The sequence below is a fragment of the Shewanella sp. Isolate13 genome, assembly GCF_022398325.1.
In the GTDB taxonomy this organism is placed as follows: domain Bacteria; phylum Pseudomonadota; class Gammaproteobacteria; order Enterobacterales; family Shewanellaceae; genus Shewanella.
Map to the genome: position 1 here is coordinate 44,034 of NZ_JAKEVD010000018.1, position 19,237 is coordinate 63,270.

The window sequence follows — 19,237 nt, forward strand, 5'->3', positions numbered from 1 at the left end:
TTCATTATTTAAGCAGACAACTATCATGGTAAAGCCTAACAAACAGAGTTCAAAATTAACCGACTGGCGCACAAACTTACCGATGCTGTTTATGTTGGTTCAGCTGTTCGTGGCAGCGGTCATCATTATCGCCAGCGTTGGGTTTCTCAAATCCATTGAAACTGACCGTTTAATCGATAATCAAGAGTTTTTAAGCATAAACCTCGGAAAGACTATCGTTGCGAAGCTACAGCAAAAAACCAATAAAATTGAAAATCTCGCCGTTTCTATTGGCGCTTTAGGTGAGCTGTACCAACATGATCCTAAGCAATTAAACGCAGCGATACCTGCACTTTTAGAGCAACCAGGGCAACAAGAGGTAATACTCGGTGGAGGCGTTTGGCCTGAACCCTTTTCATTTGACCCAAGCAAACGAAAAGACAGTTATTTTTGGGCGCGAGACTTTGCCGCTGAGCTGATTAAAGTCAATGACTATAACGCCGATAGCATCTCCCCCTACTACAATGAACCCTGGTACGTACCCGCCAAGTACTATCCGACAGATACCACATACTGGTCTAAGTCCTATATCGACCCCTATACTCAGAATGCGATGCTAACGGCATCGGTTCCTATGTGGCAGGAGCATCGTTTCATCGGCGTATCCACGGTAGACATCGCCCTATCGAGCCTAGACAACTTCTTTAACAGTGCCATATCGAGCCATGGCGGCTATGTCTTCGCACTCGATCAACAAAACCGTTTGCTATCTTATCCAGACACAGATTTAGACACGAGTGAACCACTCAATAATCGAACCCTGTTTCAGCCTTTTAGCGCATTTTCCACAGAACACCCCTCTTTCGCACCGCTGCAACAGACTATCAAAAAAATAGATACCGATTTTATTCGTCAGGCTAATCTGAATAAGGCCTATGAAGATTCACAGCTCACAGATGTGATTAAAAATACCCCCGAACATGAGCGCGCTAAACTTGTGGCGCTGATTAACCAAAATGCTAATAACAAGCTCCAGCAAGTCGAGCTTGTTGCAACTAAGCGCTTAACTAGCGACCCTAGGCTTAAAGAACCCGTCATAGTCACAGTCTTCTTAATGCCGGGAACCTACTGGAAAATCATCTTAGTGACGCCCATGTCGAGTATTACCTATAACGCGCAGTCATTGGCAAGCTCCATCGGTATTTACCTAGTGAGTATACAAATATTTGCCCTAATACTACTTTTCATTGTGCAAAATAAGCTCTTTATCGCGCCTATTAGCCGCATGGTTCGTGCTTTGAATGACTCAAACCCTGCCAAAATCGAGCTAGAAGCTACCAACCGTAAAGATGAAATAGGCATGCTTGCCAAGGCCTTTAGCTCTCGGACACGCCAGTTAGAAGTTGCCCTCGCGAGTCTAGACGCCACCAACCTCGCCCTAGAACAACAGCTGGATGTCCAGCAGCAATCGAAAGCGGAGTTACAAGAGAAAAAAGAGCAGCTTAACTCAGTATTAAACTCAGCCCATAACTTAATTTTTATCATGAATTTAAACGGGGAGTTCACCTTAGTAAACGACCAATTCTGCCAGACCCTGTCGCGCAAAAGAGAGAATATCTTAGGAACAAAAGATCACCTCGTGATGCCAAAAGAGATAGCCAGTCTTAATCAACAGAAAGATCGGCTCGTGATCAAGGATAAAGTTGAACTAAGTTATGAGCAGAGCTTCCCTGTTGAGGGAAAACAGCATATCTACCTTGTGACTAAGTTCCCGATTTTCGATGACAACATGCAACTGACTTCTGTAGGAACCATTGCTTTCGATATCAGTGCAACAAAAGAAGCAGAACTTAAGAAACGAGCTCAATTTGAAATACTTAGGCAGGAAACTTCCGATAACATCCGCTTTATTGAAAAACTTGAACAGACGAATAGACGTTTACAAAGCGAGAGTCAGCAAGCCAAATTAGAGAGCTATCGCCAAAACAGCTTTGAGAAAGTGAAACACGAAAATCAAACGATTTATCCCTCTTTAGTCGCGGCAATTGTAAAACCGATATTTAGAAAGCAAGATGATTTAGCAGCCAGCGCATATCGTCTGGCCAGTGGCGAGCTGAGTATCGCCGACTTTAACAATAAATTAGCTAATCAAACCGAACGCCTCAGACATCTCGAATATCTGTTCTCAGCCCAAGACTATATCGCTAAACCTATCGACCTAGTCTCCTTGCTTGAGCATGTTGTTGCCCTATTACAACCCAAGTTAACGGCTAAGAATATCGAACTCAAAATTGAGAGTGATAGTCGGCTTATTGTTGAGGGGATCCACTGGCACTACTTACTGATCTTTTACCGTGCCATTAGCAACACCATTACCGATGCGTTTTACCAACAAGCTAATGCACAGAAGATGAAAGTCAGCTTAAATAAAGAGGCTCAACAAGTCGTCATGAAAATATGTGATAACGGTAAAGGCTTTAATGAAGAGCAATTAGCCGTGCTGCAGAACACACTCGATAGTGACAAAGTTGCAGGCACCCTATCGGCGCTTTCTGTCTGGCTAAAGAGTGAGTTTCAGGGCCAGCTCACCGTAACAGCCTTACCAATAGAGTCAGGGTTTAAGACCTTGGTAAGCTACCAGTTACTCAATTGATAAAACAAAAGGCGCCTACACGATACTCGTTCGTGTAGGCGCCTTTATGATCCGTGTAAAAGCTTAGCTGTGGCGCTGAGGCCTATTTCGATACATCGACAATATAGTGCCCTTGTAACCAGTTTCGACCAATCAAGAGTTTATAAGACATCTTACTTCTGTCTCTCAGGTTAACCTTAACTTTATACTCGTGACCAGGCTCGCCAATTTTGAGTTCGACCATATAGCGGATCTCGCTTCCTTGAGCATTTCGGATCAATGATGTTTCCACGATACGAGACTTCACCACATGAGACTCTCCCTTCTCATTTTCAGTGGTAAAATGTATCACCTTGCCGACATTTTTTTCCATGTCAGGATCTTCATTGTCAATCTTCATATCATAGGCATGCAACGAGTTTTCAACCGCGCCGGTATCGATACGGGTTTTAAAAATTAACCCTGACTCAACAACGCTAATCGGCGCCGTTGGCCCAATGAGCTTTTTCTCTGAGACATCGACGACATAACGCCCCTTAAGCCAGTTTCGGCCTATCAAGAGCTTGTAATCCATATGGCTGCGATCTCGCAAGTTAACGCGAACCTTTCGCTCTTTGCCCTTAAAGCCGACATCTAGATCGACCATATAGCGGGTTTCGGTGCCTTGGGAGTTACTCACCGTAGAGGTCTTAACTATCTTGGCTTTTAGGCGCTTTTTTTCACCAGCGTTATTCTCTGTTGTAAAAGAGACCATCTTGCCAATGTTGTCTTTCATATTCTCAGCACTTCCGCCCTCAACCTCGATGTCATAGGCATGCAGTGAAGTATTAACCGCTCCAGTGTCGATACGCGCCACATAAGAAAGGTCGGCATGGGCCACCGACATCTTGGCGGTAGAACCTATTACCGCTTTCTCACTCGCGGCTACAGAGAAAGAAGATGTGAGAATCAATAAGCACAATCCTGCTTTTTTAAGCATGGTGTTTCCTTAATATAAGAGTCATAAACCTAGACTTGTTTAGCTTTATGATAGCAAGAAATAAAGGTGAATAAAGACTGCGGTACTATGACATAAGAAAGCTGTATGAATACTGGCGTTAAAGAAAAAATCACCGCAAAGATTCATTAACACCAATTAAGATAATCACTGCCTCCAACTCATCCAATTTAGTAAATAAACTGAAAAACAAATAAACTAAACAGTACTGATGTACAGGTACAATGACATGCGTGTAACTTTCGATTAAAGTGGCTGTTAAATAGTCTTAGGTGCCGATAAAACTGCACAGCCAACCAGACTAAGATAAAGGGCACAAATGGCAAAGACACGACTAACGGAAAAAAGCCCCAGCCAAAACCGAAAGCATTATCACTAAAGAGCCTAAGGAAAAACCAAAACAGCAGTAGACAGGCATACACTAACATATGCTGTCTATTTATAGATTTTCTCAGCTCATTTAGCATTAGATCCCCTCGTATCGATACTGCAACATTAGGCTTTTAAGCCAAAGCTAACAAGCTGATAGCATGAGAGAACTGTAACTAAATATAAAGTTGCTGACATTAAGCTGCGGTTAATCTCGCGACTTCTTGATCAAACAGATTCTTAATCAAACCCGAAAATTCGCTAATAAATCGAGTTTGCTCTACGGTAGCCTTATGATCGGCGACTCGGGCTAAGATCTCCTCAAGATCATACACGATGGCATCGACTTCTCGAATGACCAAATTTCTCTGGGAAAATGTCAGAGAAGGGTTTTGACCACAAACCATGATAATTTGTGCGGCAAGTTGCTCTTCAAATAGCTCCATGACTGTCTCATCACTGGGGCTATGTTGCTGTGAGTTTTCAAATATTCCTAAATGCTCAGTCAAGTACTGAATCAAATGTATATATCCGTCTTTATCGGTAACCATAGTCAACCTAAAATACACAAACCTATGCGCACAGCAATCTATACCGTTTACGCAAAGGGCGTAGTCAATTTATTGTTTATCTTCTTGCAAGGATAGTATCTGAGTTTGTTTCTAATTGAAATCATCCCAGTTTAATCGACACCACTTTTCCCGCAAAGCGCCACACTTTACAAAATAACTTAAGCGCCCCCAACTAAAACGTTCAAAGCCACTCTAATTCACTCAAAGTCAGCGCTAATCCTACAACTTTGTCTACCGTTTAAGATTCAGCATAAATGACACAGGCACCGCTTTACTAATTGCAGACAACCCAGCGATTTCACGTAATTTATCAACTCCGGAAGACAGACCAAAACTGTCTGCATTAACAATAACTGGGGCAACGCTCGCAACGAGGATGTGAGAATCTGAGAGCTTTGCGATACTCACCGTAAACGCCATCTTCTGCTTTTTACCATGTAACGAAACTTCAGCGTCAATTGTCGCCACTTTCACAGAGCCTACTGCAAGATCTGCGAGTATCTTTGGATCGACATTAGCTTTTAGCATCAGTTTTGGATATTTATCAACCTCAAACAATAAGGAGTCCATACGCTCATCACGAATATCGATGTTGGTTGCCACACTAGCTAAGGCAATTGAAAAATTGAATTGGCCCTTATCAGTCAAGTTACCAGCGATGGATTTAAAATGATGAACCTCTGCAATATCGCCCTTTTTAATGGATATAAAGTTAACTGCAGAGCTGTCGTTTTCAACAGTCCAATTGCCAGCCGATGCCATCAGCGAAAAAGGCAGCAATAATATACCTATAATTAAACTTTTCATCTCCATTCCCTCTCGTGATCTCGTTATTCACCTTAACAGTTAAGCTTAACCTAATTTAAAAATTTACTATCCACAAGCGCCTATTTTTTACACCAAAGCCCTATATTGATTCTTTATACCTATATACATTCTTTATCTTAGGACGGATTGCCAAAAACACAAAAGCCGCAAACAATGCGGCTTTTGGAATACGGGTTGGTATTATGGGGCTAAGCGGCTGTGCTGCCAGCCGTCCTCAACCTTGGTATAGATAAATCGGTCATGCAGACGGTGCTCGCCTCCCTGCCAAAACTCAATACTCTTTGGCCTAACAAGATACCCCCCCCAAAATTTAGGCAGCGGCACTTCACCTTTAGAAAACTTTGCTTTCATCTCGGCAAACTTACTCTCGAGTGCTTTTCTTGCGCTTATAGGGCTAGATTGTTTAGACACCCATGCTGCAATTTGGCTCTCCTTAGGTCTGCTCATAAAATACTTAAGCACCTCAGTTTTTGATAACGGCTCTGCGATACCAGTAACCGCAACCTGCTTATCTAAGCTGTGCCAAGGGAATAAAATGCTAACCTGTGCATTATTGGCAATATGCTGAGCCTTACGGCTTTCAAGGTTCGTAAAAAACACAAAGCCATCATTATCAAACCGCTTAAGCAATACAATTCGTTGAAAAGGTTGACCATTTTCATCGACTGTCGCTACGGACATCGCCGTTGGATCTTTGATGTCAGAGTCACGAATGACTTCCAACCACGCATTAAATAGGTCCATAGGATCACTAGGCACCTCTTCATTATGCAATTCACCTAATGTGTATTCGCGTCTGATATCACTGATCTCTGACATGTAAAAATCCTTTCAAAGCACATAAAAAAAGAAGCGCTCATTGAGCGCTTCTTTAATCATAACAATCTTAGCCGTTAGGCGGGAACCTTTTAACACGTTCCCGAGCTAGATATTTTCATCTAACATGTTAGCGTTAGCTAGGATGGCTTATTTGATCTTACCGTTAGACTCAGCCCAAACATGCAGCATCTCTAGACCTAAGGTAGCACCAGCTAAAGCAGTGATCTCTGCGCTGTCATAGGCTGGTGCGACTTCAACCACATCCATACCCACAATCTTCATGCCTTTAAGACCACGAATGATTTTCATCGCCTTATCGCTAGTTAAACCACCACATACAGGCGTACCGGTACCTGGTGCAAAAGCAGGGTCTAAACAGTCAATATCGAAAGTCACGTAAAGTGGCATGTCACCAACACGCTCACGAATTTGTGCAACGATTTCATCTGCTGTCATTTCATTGGCAGCTGCCGCATCAATCACTTTGAAAAGGTGATTTGCTGTATCGTACTCAGTACGAATACCAACTTGAATTGAGTTTTCTGCAGCGATGATGCCTTCATTTGGCGCATGGTAGAACATGGTACCATGATCATACTTGCTACCTTGGCTATATGTGTCGGTATGCGCATCAAAGTGCAATAACGCCATCTTACCGTGCTTCTTATAGTGAGCACGTAGCAGAGGTAGTGTCACGAAGTGGTCGCCACCAAAGCTTAGCATCGCCTTGTCTGCTTCTAGGATCTTAGTCGCGAAGTCCTCAACACGCTGAGTGAAGTCTGCAGAGTCACCACAGTTATAAACTAAATCACCAGCATCGACGATTTTTACGTGCTCGCTTAATTTAAACTGATAAGGCCAGCGAGTCTCTTCCCAAGCCAAGTTAACTGAAGCGTTACGGATAGCGCCAGGCCCCATACGTCCACCAGAACGCCCCGTTGTCGCCATATCAAACGGTAAGCCTAATACAACAACATCCGCATCACCTTCTAATGGTTTAAAGTCCAGCGGCTGTCTTAAGTAACCAAATGCATTTGAATAAAGCGAATAATCAGGCTTATCTGCAATAGTGGTCATAAATACTCCATAAAGTGTCTAGAGTCACAATACTTCGGCAAACAGAGTTTCGCTGCCGCCCTGTGTATAGTGATTGTAATTAAATTCATTGAGCGGATTTAACTGTAGATCACAATTGGCAATCCTTCGATGAGAAGGAAAGTCCTTATTGGCGACCTGCATATTCATCCCAATGATGTCCCAACTGCTGGGGTTCAATATTTTCAACAACTCTGCAAAAATATTGAACGGATACTGCGAAAAATTCAAGTTTGTTTCAATACTCACATAAGAGCTGTGCTCTTGAGGAGTGATATGTATAGTCAGAAACTTATCTTCAAATATGCCATTAACCGAATAACCACAGGGCTTAAACAGATAATCATCGAACTCAAACATGGGCAATAATCGCTCAAGTTGTAATCGCTTACGGATCTCATCACTCGATTGATTGTTACAACGTAAATACTCAGCCAGCTCACCTTTTATGTGATACATCAACAAGCAAGCACTCGCATCACTCTGTACTACTTGCTCGCTACAAAAAAGATAATGATGATGATTATCTAAATGGCCGACTCGATAGGCGGTACCCGGAAGTTGAGCCCTTAGCCTTTGAACATCTTCTTCAAAACGACTTGCCTGTAAATAGGATAGAAACTCACTCTTACGCTGATAAGTTAAGCTTGATATGACGTCTATCCCGATTTGCTCGATCACATAGTTAACCGCATCGATTAAACGAGTGTTACCACAGGTAATTAATAAAAGTTTGCGCTCCCAAACCAACAGAGTCGACTCGCTGAGTACATAGGCATCACAAGCTTGATTAGAAAGCTGTGATAAGATCTCGGCTCCGGCCAGCGATAGTGTTTGCTGCCAAAAATCCAATGGCAAAGATCGCAATGAAACAGCACTGCAGTTGACCTGTAGCTCTATTTTCTTCTCCGACCCTTCAAAAAACATCCTATCGCGATTCCTTCAAATAGCAGCTAAGTAATGAGAGCGATTAACTTATGCAAACGAGTGTAAGTTGTTTGAGCAGCTAGACTGAATTAAGTTCCTAGCGTCTTACTAAACCAAAATCTAGCCAGCGGTTTTTGATAACTCATACAGGCTTCTAAAGGCTTAAAAACAAAACCAGCTTCAAGCGAACTTAAAGCTGGTTATACATATCTAGCTCGGTCGTTAGCCCCAGTTAAAACGCTTCGGCTTCAACAAACACTGGGCCGACTCCCCAGCTAACAATCTGCTTATGAGAAGTCTTCTAGGTAAGTGTAACCCTTTAGACCTAACTGTAACTCTTCTAGAATGTTAGCACGCTCGTCTTCAGCAATATGCTTGTTTACTAACTCTTCATAGGTTCTCATAAATGAAACCGCGTCCAAGTTCACATATCTAAGTACGTCAGCGACCGTGTCACCAGCTAATACTGACTCAACGTTAGTGCGCGCATCTTCGTCCAAACGGACGACCGCTGAGTTAGTGTCGCCAAACAGGTTATGCATATCACCCAAAATCTCTTGATATGCACCAACCAAGAAGAAGCCGATTAAATATGGGCTCTCTTGCGTCCAAGCCGGCACAGGTAGCGTAGTCTCAATACCTTGACCTTCTACGTACTGATCGACAGTACCGTCAGAGTCACAAGTAATATCTAGCATTACCGCTCTGCTCTCTGGCGCCTTATCAAGACCTGATAATGGCATCACTGGAAACACCTGATCGATACCCCATGCATCTGGTAGCGACTGGAACAATGAGAAGTTAACAAAGAACTTATCTGCTAACTTTTCGTTCAACTCATCAATAATCGGTCTATGGAAGCGATACTTAGAACTCATACTGCCCTGAAGTTCGTAGCAAACTCGTAGGTTTACCTGCTCAGCCCATGCGCGTTCGGCCAAACCTAACTGACCAACAGCAAACAGAGAGTGAGCTTCTGACAGATCGCTTTGACAATCATGGAAAATCTCAATCAAGGCGCGCTGATCGGCTTTGCCGCTCACTTCAACCCATGACTGCCACATGTTGTGCAGTAACTGAGGTGCATCTTCAGCTGGCGGTTGAATGTCCTCAGGTTTATAGGCCTCAGTACCAATTACGTCAGTTAGTAGTACCGCGTGATGTGCAGTCAAGTAACGGCCAGATTCTGAGATGATTCTCGGCATTGGCTGCTCATACTCTTTACACATATCGGTCAATACACTGACGATATTGTTAGCGTACTCAGTCAGGCCATAGTTCATTGAGTGACTGCTTTGGCTGCGAGTACCATCGTAATCAACCGCTAGACCACCACCTACGTCAAAACACTTAACGTTTGCACCAAGCTTCATCAATTCACAATAGAAACGACCCGCTTCGCTTACACCTTGGCGAATATCACGAATGTTGGCGATTTGCGAACCTAAGTGGAAGTGAAGTAGCTCTAATGAATCAAGCATATTTTCTTGCTTGAGTGAGTTAATCACCTGCAATACCTGCGCAGCACTCAAGCCAAACTTAGACTTTTCGCCACCACTTGCCTGCCACTTACCTTTGCCTTGGAACGCCAAACGAACACGTAAACCAAGACGTGGCGTCACGCCTAGCTCTTTAGCTTGTTCAAGGACGACTTTAAGCTCAGACATCTTCTCAAGGACGATATACACCTTGTGGCCTAGCTTCTCGCCGATTAGGGCAAGTCGAATATATTCTTTATCTTTATAACCGTTACAGATAATGACCGAACTGGCTTTTTGTGCCATCGCTAACACAGCCATTAGCTCAGGCTTACTGCCCGCCTCTAAACCTAACTGTGGTACTTCTTTCGCGACCTGACTGGCTAGGATCTCTTCAACAACCGTTTGCTGTTGGTTTACTTTAATCGGGTATACCAGCAAGTAATCATTTTCATATTGATACTTTTGAATCGCCTGATTAAATGCCTGACACAGGCTATTTACTCTATGATGTAAAATTTGTGGGAAACGCACCAAAACGGGTAAAGCCACACCTGACTTAACCATATCTTTTGCCATTTCATTCAAACCAATTTTACAATCTGGGCGGCTAGGATCCGGTGACACTGTCACCTCGCCTTCATCGCTAATGCCGTATAGTCCTTGGCTCCAGTGATTTACGTTATAACTTGCGCGTGCATCATCAATAGACCAATTGCTCATATTTGTCCTAACCTGTCTATTTAACTCAAATAAGCTGATCGAATCTTTGTTATTTCAATCAACTTGCGATTATTTAAATCAGTAACATCCCGATTCGTCTACAAAGTACAAATTGTCTGGATCAACACTCGGTAACATCGCAAGCGTTACCCTCAATAAGTATTAACTATACCCAGTAAAACCGCCTACTTAAATCGCTGCGATTCACTACTTTTATGGTTACTAATGAATGTATGCTGTAAAAGCTAACATGTAAAACCGAATCCATAAAAAACTATTTGTGACTTTAAATATTACCTAACCGCAGTTCGGTATTTTTTATTCAAAAAATGAGAGCACGAACGACGCACTTTTCTCACTGAATTTTTGCGGCGCAATTAAACCTTGAGACTGTTGAGAATGCAAGACTCAGATGCGCATTTAGTGCTAATTTATTATCACCTTATAATAGCGCGGTAACATAACGTACCATTTATGACTCTAATCGTGATAAATCCCCCATTTTAATTACAGTGACCTCGCCACTTTGAGCCATTAGTTTCAACGGGCTAAAGCATATTGGAATGTTTTCCACTATAATCGCAGCTGAATTTAATCGTTACTGTTTTTAAAGTAGAGAACATCATGATCCAGATAGGCAAAACCTGTAAGCTAGAAGTCGTCAAACAAGTTGATTTTGGTGTCTATTTAGACGCTAAAGAGATGGGCCAGGTACTTCTTCCTCGCAAAGCTGTACCAAAGGATTGCCAAGTCGGAGATCTGATCAATGTGTTTCTCTATTTAGACTCAGAGGATATGATCATTGCCACGACTCGTCGCCCTTATGCGCAAGTCGGACAGTTCGCCTATCTTGAAGCAACAGCTAACGGCCCATACGGTGCCTTCCTAGACTGGGGATTAGATAAAGATCTACTCTTGCCATTTGGTGAGCAGCACCGAGAAATTGAGGTAGGTAAGTCATACCTAGTTTATATCTATACCAGCCATGTTGATGACCGCATCGTCGCCTCTTCTAAAATCGAGAAGTTCCTCGATCTGACTGAGCCAAAGTTCAGAGAAGGTGAAGAAGTTAACCTTATCATTGGTGGCAGCACCGATCTGGGCTATAAGGCGATTATCAATAACACCCATTGGGGCGTACTCTATAAGAACGAGGTTTACACTCGTTTAAGCTTTGGTCAAAAACTGAAAGGCTTCATCAAACGCATGAGAAGCGATGGTAAAATCGACCTGATTTTACAAAAAGGCGCCAAAGAGGAACTCGATAAGCACTCTGTGACAATTATGATCAAGCTTAAACAAGCTGGCGGTTTCCTGCCCCTAAATGATAAGACCGATGCAGAGGTGATCTACTCTCAACTATCTATGAGTAAAAAAGCCTTTAAAAAGAGTATCGGCGGCCTTTATAAGAGCAAGCAGATCACCATCTCACCAGATGGGATCCGTCTAGCAGACTAATCTAAACTCTGATATTGCTTATAAACTCAGCAACTGCATAGTTAGGACTTCTAAACCACCTTTGCATTAAAGCATGGCTCTGTTATAACAAAGCCATGCTTTTTTATTAAGAGGTTAATATGGAACTGACTCCACATGAAGCGCGCGTAATCGGGGTTTTACTCGAAAAAGAGATCACCACCCCAGAACAATATCCTCTATCCCTCAACAGTTTAACCTCTGGCTGCAACCAAAAAACCAGTAGAGAGCCCGTCCTTAACCTTAGCGAATCTGAGGTACAAAACACCTTAGATGCATTGAGCAAAAAACGCTTAATCTCAGAGCAGTCTGGTTTTGGTAGCCGAGTGGTGAAATACAAGCACCGTTTCTGCAATACCGAATTTAGTGATCTCCAGCTTAAACCGTCAGAGCTTGCCGTTATCTGTCTTTTACTACTAAGAGGTCCGCAAACGCCCGGTGAGCTAAGAACTCGTAGCAACCGTCTGCATGAGTTTCACGATGTTAGCGAAGTCGAAGCCACATTAAACGATCTGCACAGACGAGAGAAACCACTGGTTGTCCAATTAGCTAAAGAACCTGGTAAGCGTGAGGCTCGCTATCGTCAACTCTTTAGTGAAGTCGATGCCAGTCAAATACCAGCAGTGTCTGCTCCAACGTCAGAAACATTTGGCGCACAGGATAGCAGCGATCTGCACGCGAGAGTCAGTACCCTTGAGCAAGAAGTGGCGGAACTGAAGGCCCAATTGCAAAGCTTACTCAATAATTAAGTCGCAATAACATCCTTTTACAAGGTTAAGATTAACGCCTACCGACAATAGGTGTTAATCTGGAACTCACGACAATACCTAACGATTAAGGGATTAGTTTGCAAAACAGCTCCCCAAAAAATAGCATGCTTAAAAATACGCTATTACTCGCTCAGTTTGAGCTAAAAAAAATGCTTTTTAACCCTAGAGGGTTAATCGCACTCGTGGCCTTTTCGCTCGTTTGGCTACTTATTTTACTTTACCCCATAAGTGGTGCATCAAGCTTCTTGCTTAATCCTGACTTTAGAGGACTTATCGAAGGGATCTTCGGCCAGCAAGCCGTGAGTGAACTGTTTAAGTGGCCTGTTGCTGAAATGGCCGTTTATTGGATTGCAGCGCTTTATATCTTCCCACTGTTCAGTATCTTTGTATCCGCCGATCAGTTTGCTACCGATAAGTCACGGGGCACCTTTCGCTTCTTGACCCTTAGAGTCGGTCGAGACAGCCTATTCTTTGGTCGCTACCTCGGCCATATGGCACTACAGAGCCTGCTACTTGCAATGACGGTTATCGCTACCATAGTGCTTGCAGTAAGCCGAGATGCTACCCTGTTAATGCCTGCTCTGTTCTCAGGACTCATTGTCACACTTAATCTCATCATAGTATTACTGCCCTACACCGCCTTGATGGCGCTGTTATCCCTTTATGCCAATTCGGCTCGCCAAGCGACTATCTACGCCATCTTAGTGTGGGCCTTGATGTCGATCAGCATCGCGATTATCAACAACTATTTACCTATTATTAGTGAACTGAAGTGGCTCCTTCCGGGCTCTCAGATCTCCTTAATGATAAATACCCAAGGCCTAGGCAGCTTTGTCTATGCTCCAGTGCCGTTATGCCAAGCCTTTGTGTTGCTGGTATTAGGCAGAATGTATATCAATAGGAGCGCACTATGAGTTTAGTTAGTTGCAAAGGCTTATCTAAAACCTACGGCAGTAAACAAGCCTTAAGACAAGTCAGCATCACACTTGAAGCCGGCAGCCCTATTGCGTTAGTCGGCCCAAATGGCGCAGGTAAAACGACGCTATTTAGTCTTCTATGTGGGTACATTAAGCCATCGGCAGGTGAAGTCTCCTTGTTGGGAGCCAAGCCTGGTAGTGCAGAATTATTGGGAAGAGTCTCATCTTTGCCACAAGATGCGGCGCTAGATCCAAACCTTGATATCATCACTCAGTTAACCCTATTTGCCACTTTGCAAGGGTTTTCGACTAAATCGGCTAAGGCCGAGGCGCTGCGTGTGCTGAGTCTGGTCGATTTGGCCGATAGTGCCCAACAGAAGCCAAAATCTTTGAGCCACGGTATGTCGAAACGTGTCTCTATTGCTCAGGCACTTATTGGCTCGCCAGAGTTAGTGTTACTCGATGAACCAACCGCAGGCCTAGATCCCGCTAATGCCAAGAAGATCCGTGAGTTGGTAAAGACACTTTCAGGTGAAACAACCTTTATCATCAGCTCACATAATTTAGATGAACTGGAAAAGCTTTGCGATCAAGTGCTCTATCTAGAGCAAGGTCAGTTAAGCCAATCGGTATCGGTGAAGCAATCCCAGCATGAAGATTACCTAACACTGACCATGCAGCAATGTGATACAAGCGAATTAGTCTCTGCGGTGATGCAACTTGCTGATATTTCCGCCATCGAAGAACGTCAACCCAACGAGTTCTTAATTAAGCACAATAGTGGCGAAAACTATGCCATTGAGCTCGCTCTACTCAACTTATTTAAGCAGCAAAACTGGCAGTATAAGGCGCTCTTAAAAGGGAGAACATTAGAAGAGAAGCTATTCTCAAAAGCTTAAGCCTCGCTTGTACTATTAAGCTTATATCTTCAGGTTATTACCTTGAGCTTTAAACCAAAACAGAATGGCGCCAACAGGCGCCATTCTTATTATACGCTCACTCCTCTTTCGCTTCGCCCTATCTCCTAACCCCATTGAATCCTATATTAATACTTTTCAGCGGTAGCACACTGCGCTTTTCCGCAGCGGCCTGTGATTCAACACTCTAGGGCTCTGGCTTTAAATATTAGGTAACGGAGAACCGTAGCTACATCATGATGACAAACCACAAGTAAGATGGATTCAAGAGCGAACAGGGAATGTTTAGCGAGAGGTGAAACTTGAACTTATGGATACGCTACGAGATGAGCTTTGAGTTTTAGCTCTGGAAGTGTTGAGCGTTGCTTTAAAACGATTATTTCTGGCTTTAAACGAAAAAAGAGCCGTGGTAAAACCACGGCTCTTCGAAATTCTGTGTGATTAGCGAGTGCTAATCAAGCTGGTAACTTAGATAACAGTTACGTTCTCAGCTTGTGGGCCTTTTTGACCTTGAGTAACAGTAAACTGAACTTTTTGACCTTCGTCAAGAGTCTTGAAACCGTCAGAGTTGATAGCGCGGAAGTGTACGAATACGTCTGGACCAGACTCTTGCTCGATAAATCCGAAACCTTTATCAGAGTTGAACCACTTAACAACGCCAGTAACTTGAGACATAATATTGAATCCTGTAAATATAAATTAAAGCCTTAACGGCAGTAGAGCTGGAAAATGCCGGTTTACTTAATGTTAACAGGACGAACGTTGTCGTATTGAACACATAAAAATAAGCCTAACCTTCAAGCTGCAAACACTATAAACCATTCTCACCATAAGTCAACACACATTAGTATCGATATTTTGAGTCTTTTTACTTATATTTCTGCGGCTTGCTAATTAGATCAAAAAATTAAACTATATCAGTTCAAACTTAAGTCACAACAACTGCTTAAAAAACAACCACCAAGCTACAACCTTTGATTTATAAGGCTCGGAAGACTTCTACTTTAAAATCTAGCTCACAACTCAAACCTGAATTAGCCAAAGCTAATTTTTGTTCTTCTGTTAATTTCCAGTTATAGGGTGTCATTTTTAAGAAGTGACCAATGTCATCAGAATCACTCAGTGTTAACACTTGCTCAATCCGCTCCTGATGGACCAGCTCAAAGCCCTCAATTTGCGATGCCTCTTGGGTGTGCTCTTTCGGATTATCATAAATAAGCTCTTTAAGCGCGAAATGATGTCTCGGGCCAGCACATACGGTTATCAAGATCCCGCCCGACTTAATCACCCGCTTAAGTTCTACATCTAAAGACGGCGCATAGATGCGTAACATAAAGTCGAAGCTATCATCAGGAAACGGCATATCAAACGCACTGGCGACACTAAAGGCAATCTTAGGATAACGCTTGGCTGCATACTTAAGCGCGGACTTACTGATGTCGACACCATAAAGCGAAAATGTTTCAGGTAAACTCTCAACCAAGCGATTTGAGTAGTACCCTTCCCCACAGCCAATATCCAATCCATAACGGGCATCTTCAAGATACTCATTGGCTAGCAGGTTAACCTTATCGCTAAGTACTTGGTAATACCCCTTATTAAGAAACTCACGTCTAGCAAACATCATCTCTTTATTGTCACCAGGATCGTTCGACTTCTTCTTTTGTACTGGTAACAGGTTTACGTAACCTTCTTTAGCACAATCAAATCTGTGATTTGCAGGGCAGCACCAGGTTTTATCTTGTTTTGATAAAGTCTGTTCACATAATGGGCAGCGGTAAATCATTTTTCAATCTCCAAAAAGTACCATGCTTTGAAAAAACAAGCTCAGGATTACACTTTAATTAGCATCCTAATAAGAGTGATACTATTTAATTGGGCTATCAACAAACTCAACATAGCGTCGACTCCTCCAAGAACGGGAGCTGATAACACGAGAACAATAGATAGAGGGCTCATAAGCGCCAACTCTTTTATAGGACAGACAAGCAAAGCTAAGAAGCAAGGTAACCTAGACAATCAACTACAACGGTCACCACCACATTGTTCGGTTTGGTAGAAATTGATTGAGAGACATAACTTGATAAATGCTCGGCTAGACAGTTTGCATTATGCCTCACTAATCCGTAGCAGCTATAAACGCGCTTCAAACTTAACCTTTATCCTAAAAAGGGCGGCTATTCTACTGCGCTTAGCTTTTTCGATCCAGTCAGTAAACTGCATGAACTCAGGCAAATAGGACGATTGTGTTCAAGGAAACTAAGACATTCAAATCACTCAAGTGCTATGATAAGCACAATTATTATTTGTGATAGCCAATCAATATATGTCTACCAATAACCAACCCACCCTCTTCTGGCACGATTATGAAACCTTTGGTGCCAACCCAGCGAAAGACAGGCCTTCTCAGTTTGCTGGCGTGCGTACGGATATGGACCTTAATATCATCGGTGAGCCTGAAACCTTTTACTGTAAGGTCGCTAATGATTACCTGCCGTCACCAGAGGCTATCTTGATCACAGGTATTACTCCGCAACTCGCTAACCTTAAAGGTATGCCGGAAGCCGAGTTTATGGACAGGATTAACGGCCTGTTTAGTCAACCTAAGACCTGTGTCGTGGGTTACAACTCATTGCGCTTTGACGATGAAGTGTCACGCTATGGCTTCTATCGCAACTTTATCGACCCCTATGCCCGTGAATGGCAAAACGGCAACACCCGCTGGGATATTATCGATCTCGTTCGTGCTTGCTACGCCTTTAGACCCGAAGGCATTAACTGGCCAGAGAAAGAAGATGGCTCGCCTAGTTTTAAGCTTGAGCAACTTACCGTTGCCAATGGCTTAAGCCATGAGAAAGCCCATGATGCCATGTCTGATGTGTATGCCACCATCGACATGGCAAAACTGATCAAAACGGTGCAGCCTAAGCTATTTGATTATTACTTTAGCCTGAGACAGAAGCAGCAGGTATCTAAGCTGATTGATGTGCTTGATATGAAGCCTCTTGTCCATGTTAGCTCAAAAATTAGCGCGCTAAACGGTTGCACCACCATTATCGCGCCTGTTGCTTATCACTCCACCAATAAGAACGCGGTTATTTGCGTTAATCTGGCCATGGATATCTCGCCGCTTATTGAGCTTAGCGTTGAAGAGATCCGTGAGCGCATGTATACCCGCCGCAGCGATTTAGCACCCGATGAGTTGCCTATCGGCATTAAGCAGATCCATATCAACAAGAGTCCTTTTATTGCTGCTGCTAATACTTTAACCGATGAAAACGCTGCCAGACTCGACATTAATAAGGCATTTGCCAGAGAGCAATACAGAAGGCTTAAACAACATCCGGAGCTGCGTGATAAGTTGGTTGCAGTGTTTGATGTTGAGCACGAAAACAGAAGCGTTGATCCCGATCAAGCTCTCTATAGCGGCGGTTTCTTCAGTTCGGCCGATAAAGCTAAAATCGAGATCATCCGCAACACTCAGCCAAATAATCTAGCGGCCCTTGAACTGGATTTCGATGACTCAAGACTCTCAGAGATGCTGTTTAGATACCGCGCCCGTAACTATCCTGAAACCCTCGATGATACTGAGCAATATCGCTGGCGTGAGTTCTGCCAATCGAGATTAAACGATCCCGACTATATCATTCGCTTAGAAAACTTACTTGAAGAAACCGAGCAAGATGAATCTAAGCAAAAATTATTACAGGCTTTATGTCATTATCTTAGAAGCCTATAAGCTTTATCGGCGACAACTGAGATCTTCGTCTCATTCTAATTGTAACAAGATTACTAGAATGATACTTCTTTAGTGTTAATAAAAGGAAATAGCATATGCAGGACAGGTTCTTAAAAAGCGTAGCTAAGTTACCAGAGCCACTAGCAACCGCTATCGTACCAATACTGAATAAAGACTTTGCGGGCCATATCGATGCTCAGCAACTAGAAGAGCTTCAAACGGCAACCAAGATGGAGCTAAACGAACTACTTTTAGCCCTACTTCCCATTGCAGCGGCTTTAGCTAGACCGCCTATCAGTGATTTTCACGTGGGGGCAATCGCTAGAGGTAAAAGCGGCGATATTTATATGGGCGCGAATATTGAACTTCCAGGTGAAGCACTATTTCATTCGGTTCACGCAGAACAGAGCGCCATTAGCCACGCATGGCTAAGCGGCGAAAGCATTATTGAAGATATCATAGTCAACGCGTCCCCTTGCGGACATTGCCGTCAATTTATCAATGAGCTTGTTGAGGGTGGAAAAGTGAACATCCACCTACCGCTGCAGAAAGTTGAGCCCCTGTCTCATTACCTGCCTTATGCATTCGGCCCAAGCGATCTCAACATCACCGAGCCTTTACTTTCTAAGCAGCAGCATACGCTGACATTAGATTCTAACGATCCGATGATCATCGAAGGGCTCGATCATGCAGGGCTAAGTTATGCGCCTTATACCAAGACCTACGCAGCTGTCGTGTTAGAGACAAAAGATGGCGCGACCTATTGCGGTCGTTATGCTGAAAACGCTGCATTTAACCCATCGATGCAACCTATGCAGATGGCGTTATCTACCATGGCGCGTCATAACCGCGATTTCAGCGAAATTAACCGCGCTGTATTGATAGAGTCTTCTAAAGGGGTTATTTCACTCGTAGGCGCCGCTATGGACGCCCTACACAGCGTAGCTGCGGTCGAGCTTGAACATATTGTGGTTGAGCCTGAATAGTCGTAGTCGCCAC

Annotated in this window: 16 protein-coding genes; 7 read left to right on the forward strand and 9 right to left on the reverse strand. The window is 43.3% G+C overall.

Annotation, left to right across the window (positions count from 1 at the left end):
- Nucleotides 1-25: 25 nt before the first annotated feature.
- Nucleotides 26-2,632 (forward strand): PAS domain S-box protein, encoded by a 2,607-nt coding sequence (locus tag L1D44_RS12650; RefSeq protein ID WP_239891130.1) that lies wholly within the window; start codon nucleotides 26-28, stop codon nucleotides 2,630-2,632.
- 82 nt (nucleotides 2,633-2,714) lie between these two features.
- Here L1D44_RS12650 and L1D44_RS12655 read toward each other — a convergent pair whose 3' ends face one another.
- From L1D44_RS12655 to speA, 7 genes are all read right to left on the reverse strand, one after another.
- Nucleotides 2,715-3,590: a RimK/LysX family protein gene (locus tag L1D44_RS12655; protein ID WP_239891132.1), complete on the reverse strand. Its 876-nt coding sequence runs from the start codon at nucleotides 3,588-3,590 to the stop codon at nucleotides 2,715-2,717.
- Nucleotides 3,591-4,174: 584 nt separating this feature from the next.
- On the reverse strand, nucleotides 4,175-4,528 hold the full coding sequence (locus L1D44_RS12660; protein WP_220767538.1) for a DUF3802 family protein: 354 nt from the start codon (nucleotides 4,526-4,528) through the stop codon (nucleotides 4,175-4,177).
- Between the two features lie 252 nt (nucleotides 4,529-4,780).
- Nucleotides 4,781-5,356, reverse strand: a complete 576-nt coding sequence (locus L1D44_RS12665; protein ID WP_239891134.1) for a YceI family protein — start codon at nucleotides 5,354-5,356, stop codon at nucleotides 4,781-4,783.
- Between the two features lie 201 nt (nucleotides 5,357-5,557).
- Nucleotides 5,558-6,196 (reverse strand): pyridoxamine 5'-phosphate oxidase, encoded by a 639-nt coding sequence (pdxH, locus tag L1D44_RS12670; RefSeq protein WP_220767539.1) that lies wholly within the window; start codon nucleotides 6,194-6,196, stop codon nucleotides 5,558-5,560.
- 147 nt (nucleotides 6,197-6,343) lie between these two features.
- The gene (gene speB, locus L1D44_RS12675; RefSeq protein WP_220767540.1) at nucleotides 6,344-7,273 is read right to left on the reverse strand and encodes an agmatinase; all 930 of its coding nucleotides are present in this window, start codon (nucleotides 7,271-7,273) and stop codon (nucleotides 6,344-6,346) included.
- A 24-nt stretch (nucleotides 7,274-7,297) separates the two neighbouring features.
- A complete protein-coding gene (locus L1D44_RS12680) occupies nucleotides 7,298-8,218 on the reverse strand; it encodes an S-adenosylmethionine decarboxylase proenzyme (RefSeq protein ID WP_239891136.1) in 921 nt (306 codons plus the stop codon).
- A 287-nt stretch (nucleotides 8,219-8,505) separates the two neighbouring features.
- Entirely contained in the window at nucleotides 8,506-10,419 is a 1,914-nt protein-coding gene (gene speA / locus L1D44_RS12685; protein ID WP_220767542.1) for a biosynthetic arginine decarboxylase, read from the reverse strand.
- A 624-nt stretch (nucleotides 10,420-11,043) separates the two neighbouring features.
- On the opposite strand from speA, the gene L1D44_RS12690 reads away from it, so the two are divergent.
- The 4 genes from L1D44_RS12690 to L1D44_RS12705 all read left to right on the forward strand — a co-directional run bounded on the left by L1D44_RS12690 (nucleotide 11,044) and on the right by L1D44_RS12705 (nucleotide 14,481).
- Nucleotides 11,044-11,877, forward strand: coding sequence for a S1-like domain-containing RNA-binding protein (locus tag L1D44_RS12690; RefSeq protein WP_239891139.1), 834 nt, complete (start codon nucleotides 11,044-11,046; stop codon nucleotides 11,875-11,877).
- A gap of 119 nt (nucleotides 11,878-11,996) precedes the next feature.
- Nucleotides 11,997-12,644: a DUF480 domain-containing protein gene (locus L1D44_RS12695; protein WP_239891141.1), complete on the forward strand. Its 648-nt coding sequence runs from the start codon at nucleotides 11,997-11,999 to the stop codon at nucleotides 12,642-12,644.
- A 125-nt stretch (nucleotides 12,645-12,769) separates the two neighbouring features.
- A complete protein-coding gene (locus L1D44_RS12700; RefSeq protein WP_239891223.1) occupies nucleotides 12,770-13,579 on the forward strand; it encodes an ABC transporter permease subunit in 810 nt (269 codons plus the stop codon).
- Complete coding sequence (locus tag L1D44_RS12705) at nucleotides 13,576-14,481, forward strand: ABC transporter ATP-binding protein (RefSeq protein WP_239891143.1); 906 nt, start codon at nucleotides 13,576-13,578, stop codon at nucleotides 14,479-14,481. The genes L1D44_RS12700 and L1D44_RS12705 overlap by 4 nt, the downstream gene beginning before the upstream one ends.
- A 486-nt stretch (nucleotides 14,482-14,967) precedes the next feature.
- Here L1D44_RS12705 and L1D44_RS12710 read toward each other — a convergent pair whose 3' ends face one another.
- Together L1D44_RS12710 and rlmA are read right to left on the reverse strand one after the other, a co-directional pair.
- Nucleotides 14,968-15,174: a cold-shock protein gene (locus tag L1D44_RS12710; protein ID WP_011865413.1), complete on the reverse strand. Its 207-nt coding sequence runs from the start codon at nucleotides 15,172-15,174 to the stop codon at nucleotides 14,968-14,970.
- A gap of 304 nt (nucleotides 15,175-15,478) precedes the next feature.
- On the reverse strand, nucleotides 15,479-16,285 hold the full coding sequence (rlmA, locus tag L1D44_RS12715) for a 23S rRNA (guanine(745)-N(1))-methyltransferase (RefSeq protein ID WP_239891144.1): 807 nt from the start codon (nucleotides 16,283-16,285) through the stop codon (nucleotides 15,479-15,481).
- Nucleotides 16,286-16,825: 540 nt separating this feature from the next.
- Between rlmA and sbcB the strand changes: the two genes are divergently transcribed.
- Entirely contained in the window at nucleotides 16,826-18,238 is a 1,413-nt protein-coding gene (gene sbcB / locus L1D44_RS12720; RefSeq protein WP_239891146.1) for an exodeoxyribonuclease I, read from the forward strand.
- Between the two features lie 95 nt (nucleotides 18,239-18,333).
- Nucleotides 18,334-19,224: a cytidine deaminase gene (gene cdd / locus L1D44_RS12725; RefSeq protein ID WP_239891148.1), complete on the forward strand. Its 891-nt coding sequence runs from the start codon at nucleotides 18,334-18,336 to the stop codon at nucleotides 19,222-19,224.
- The last annotated feature ends 13 nt before the right edge of the window (nucleotides 19,225-19,237 follow it).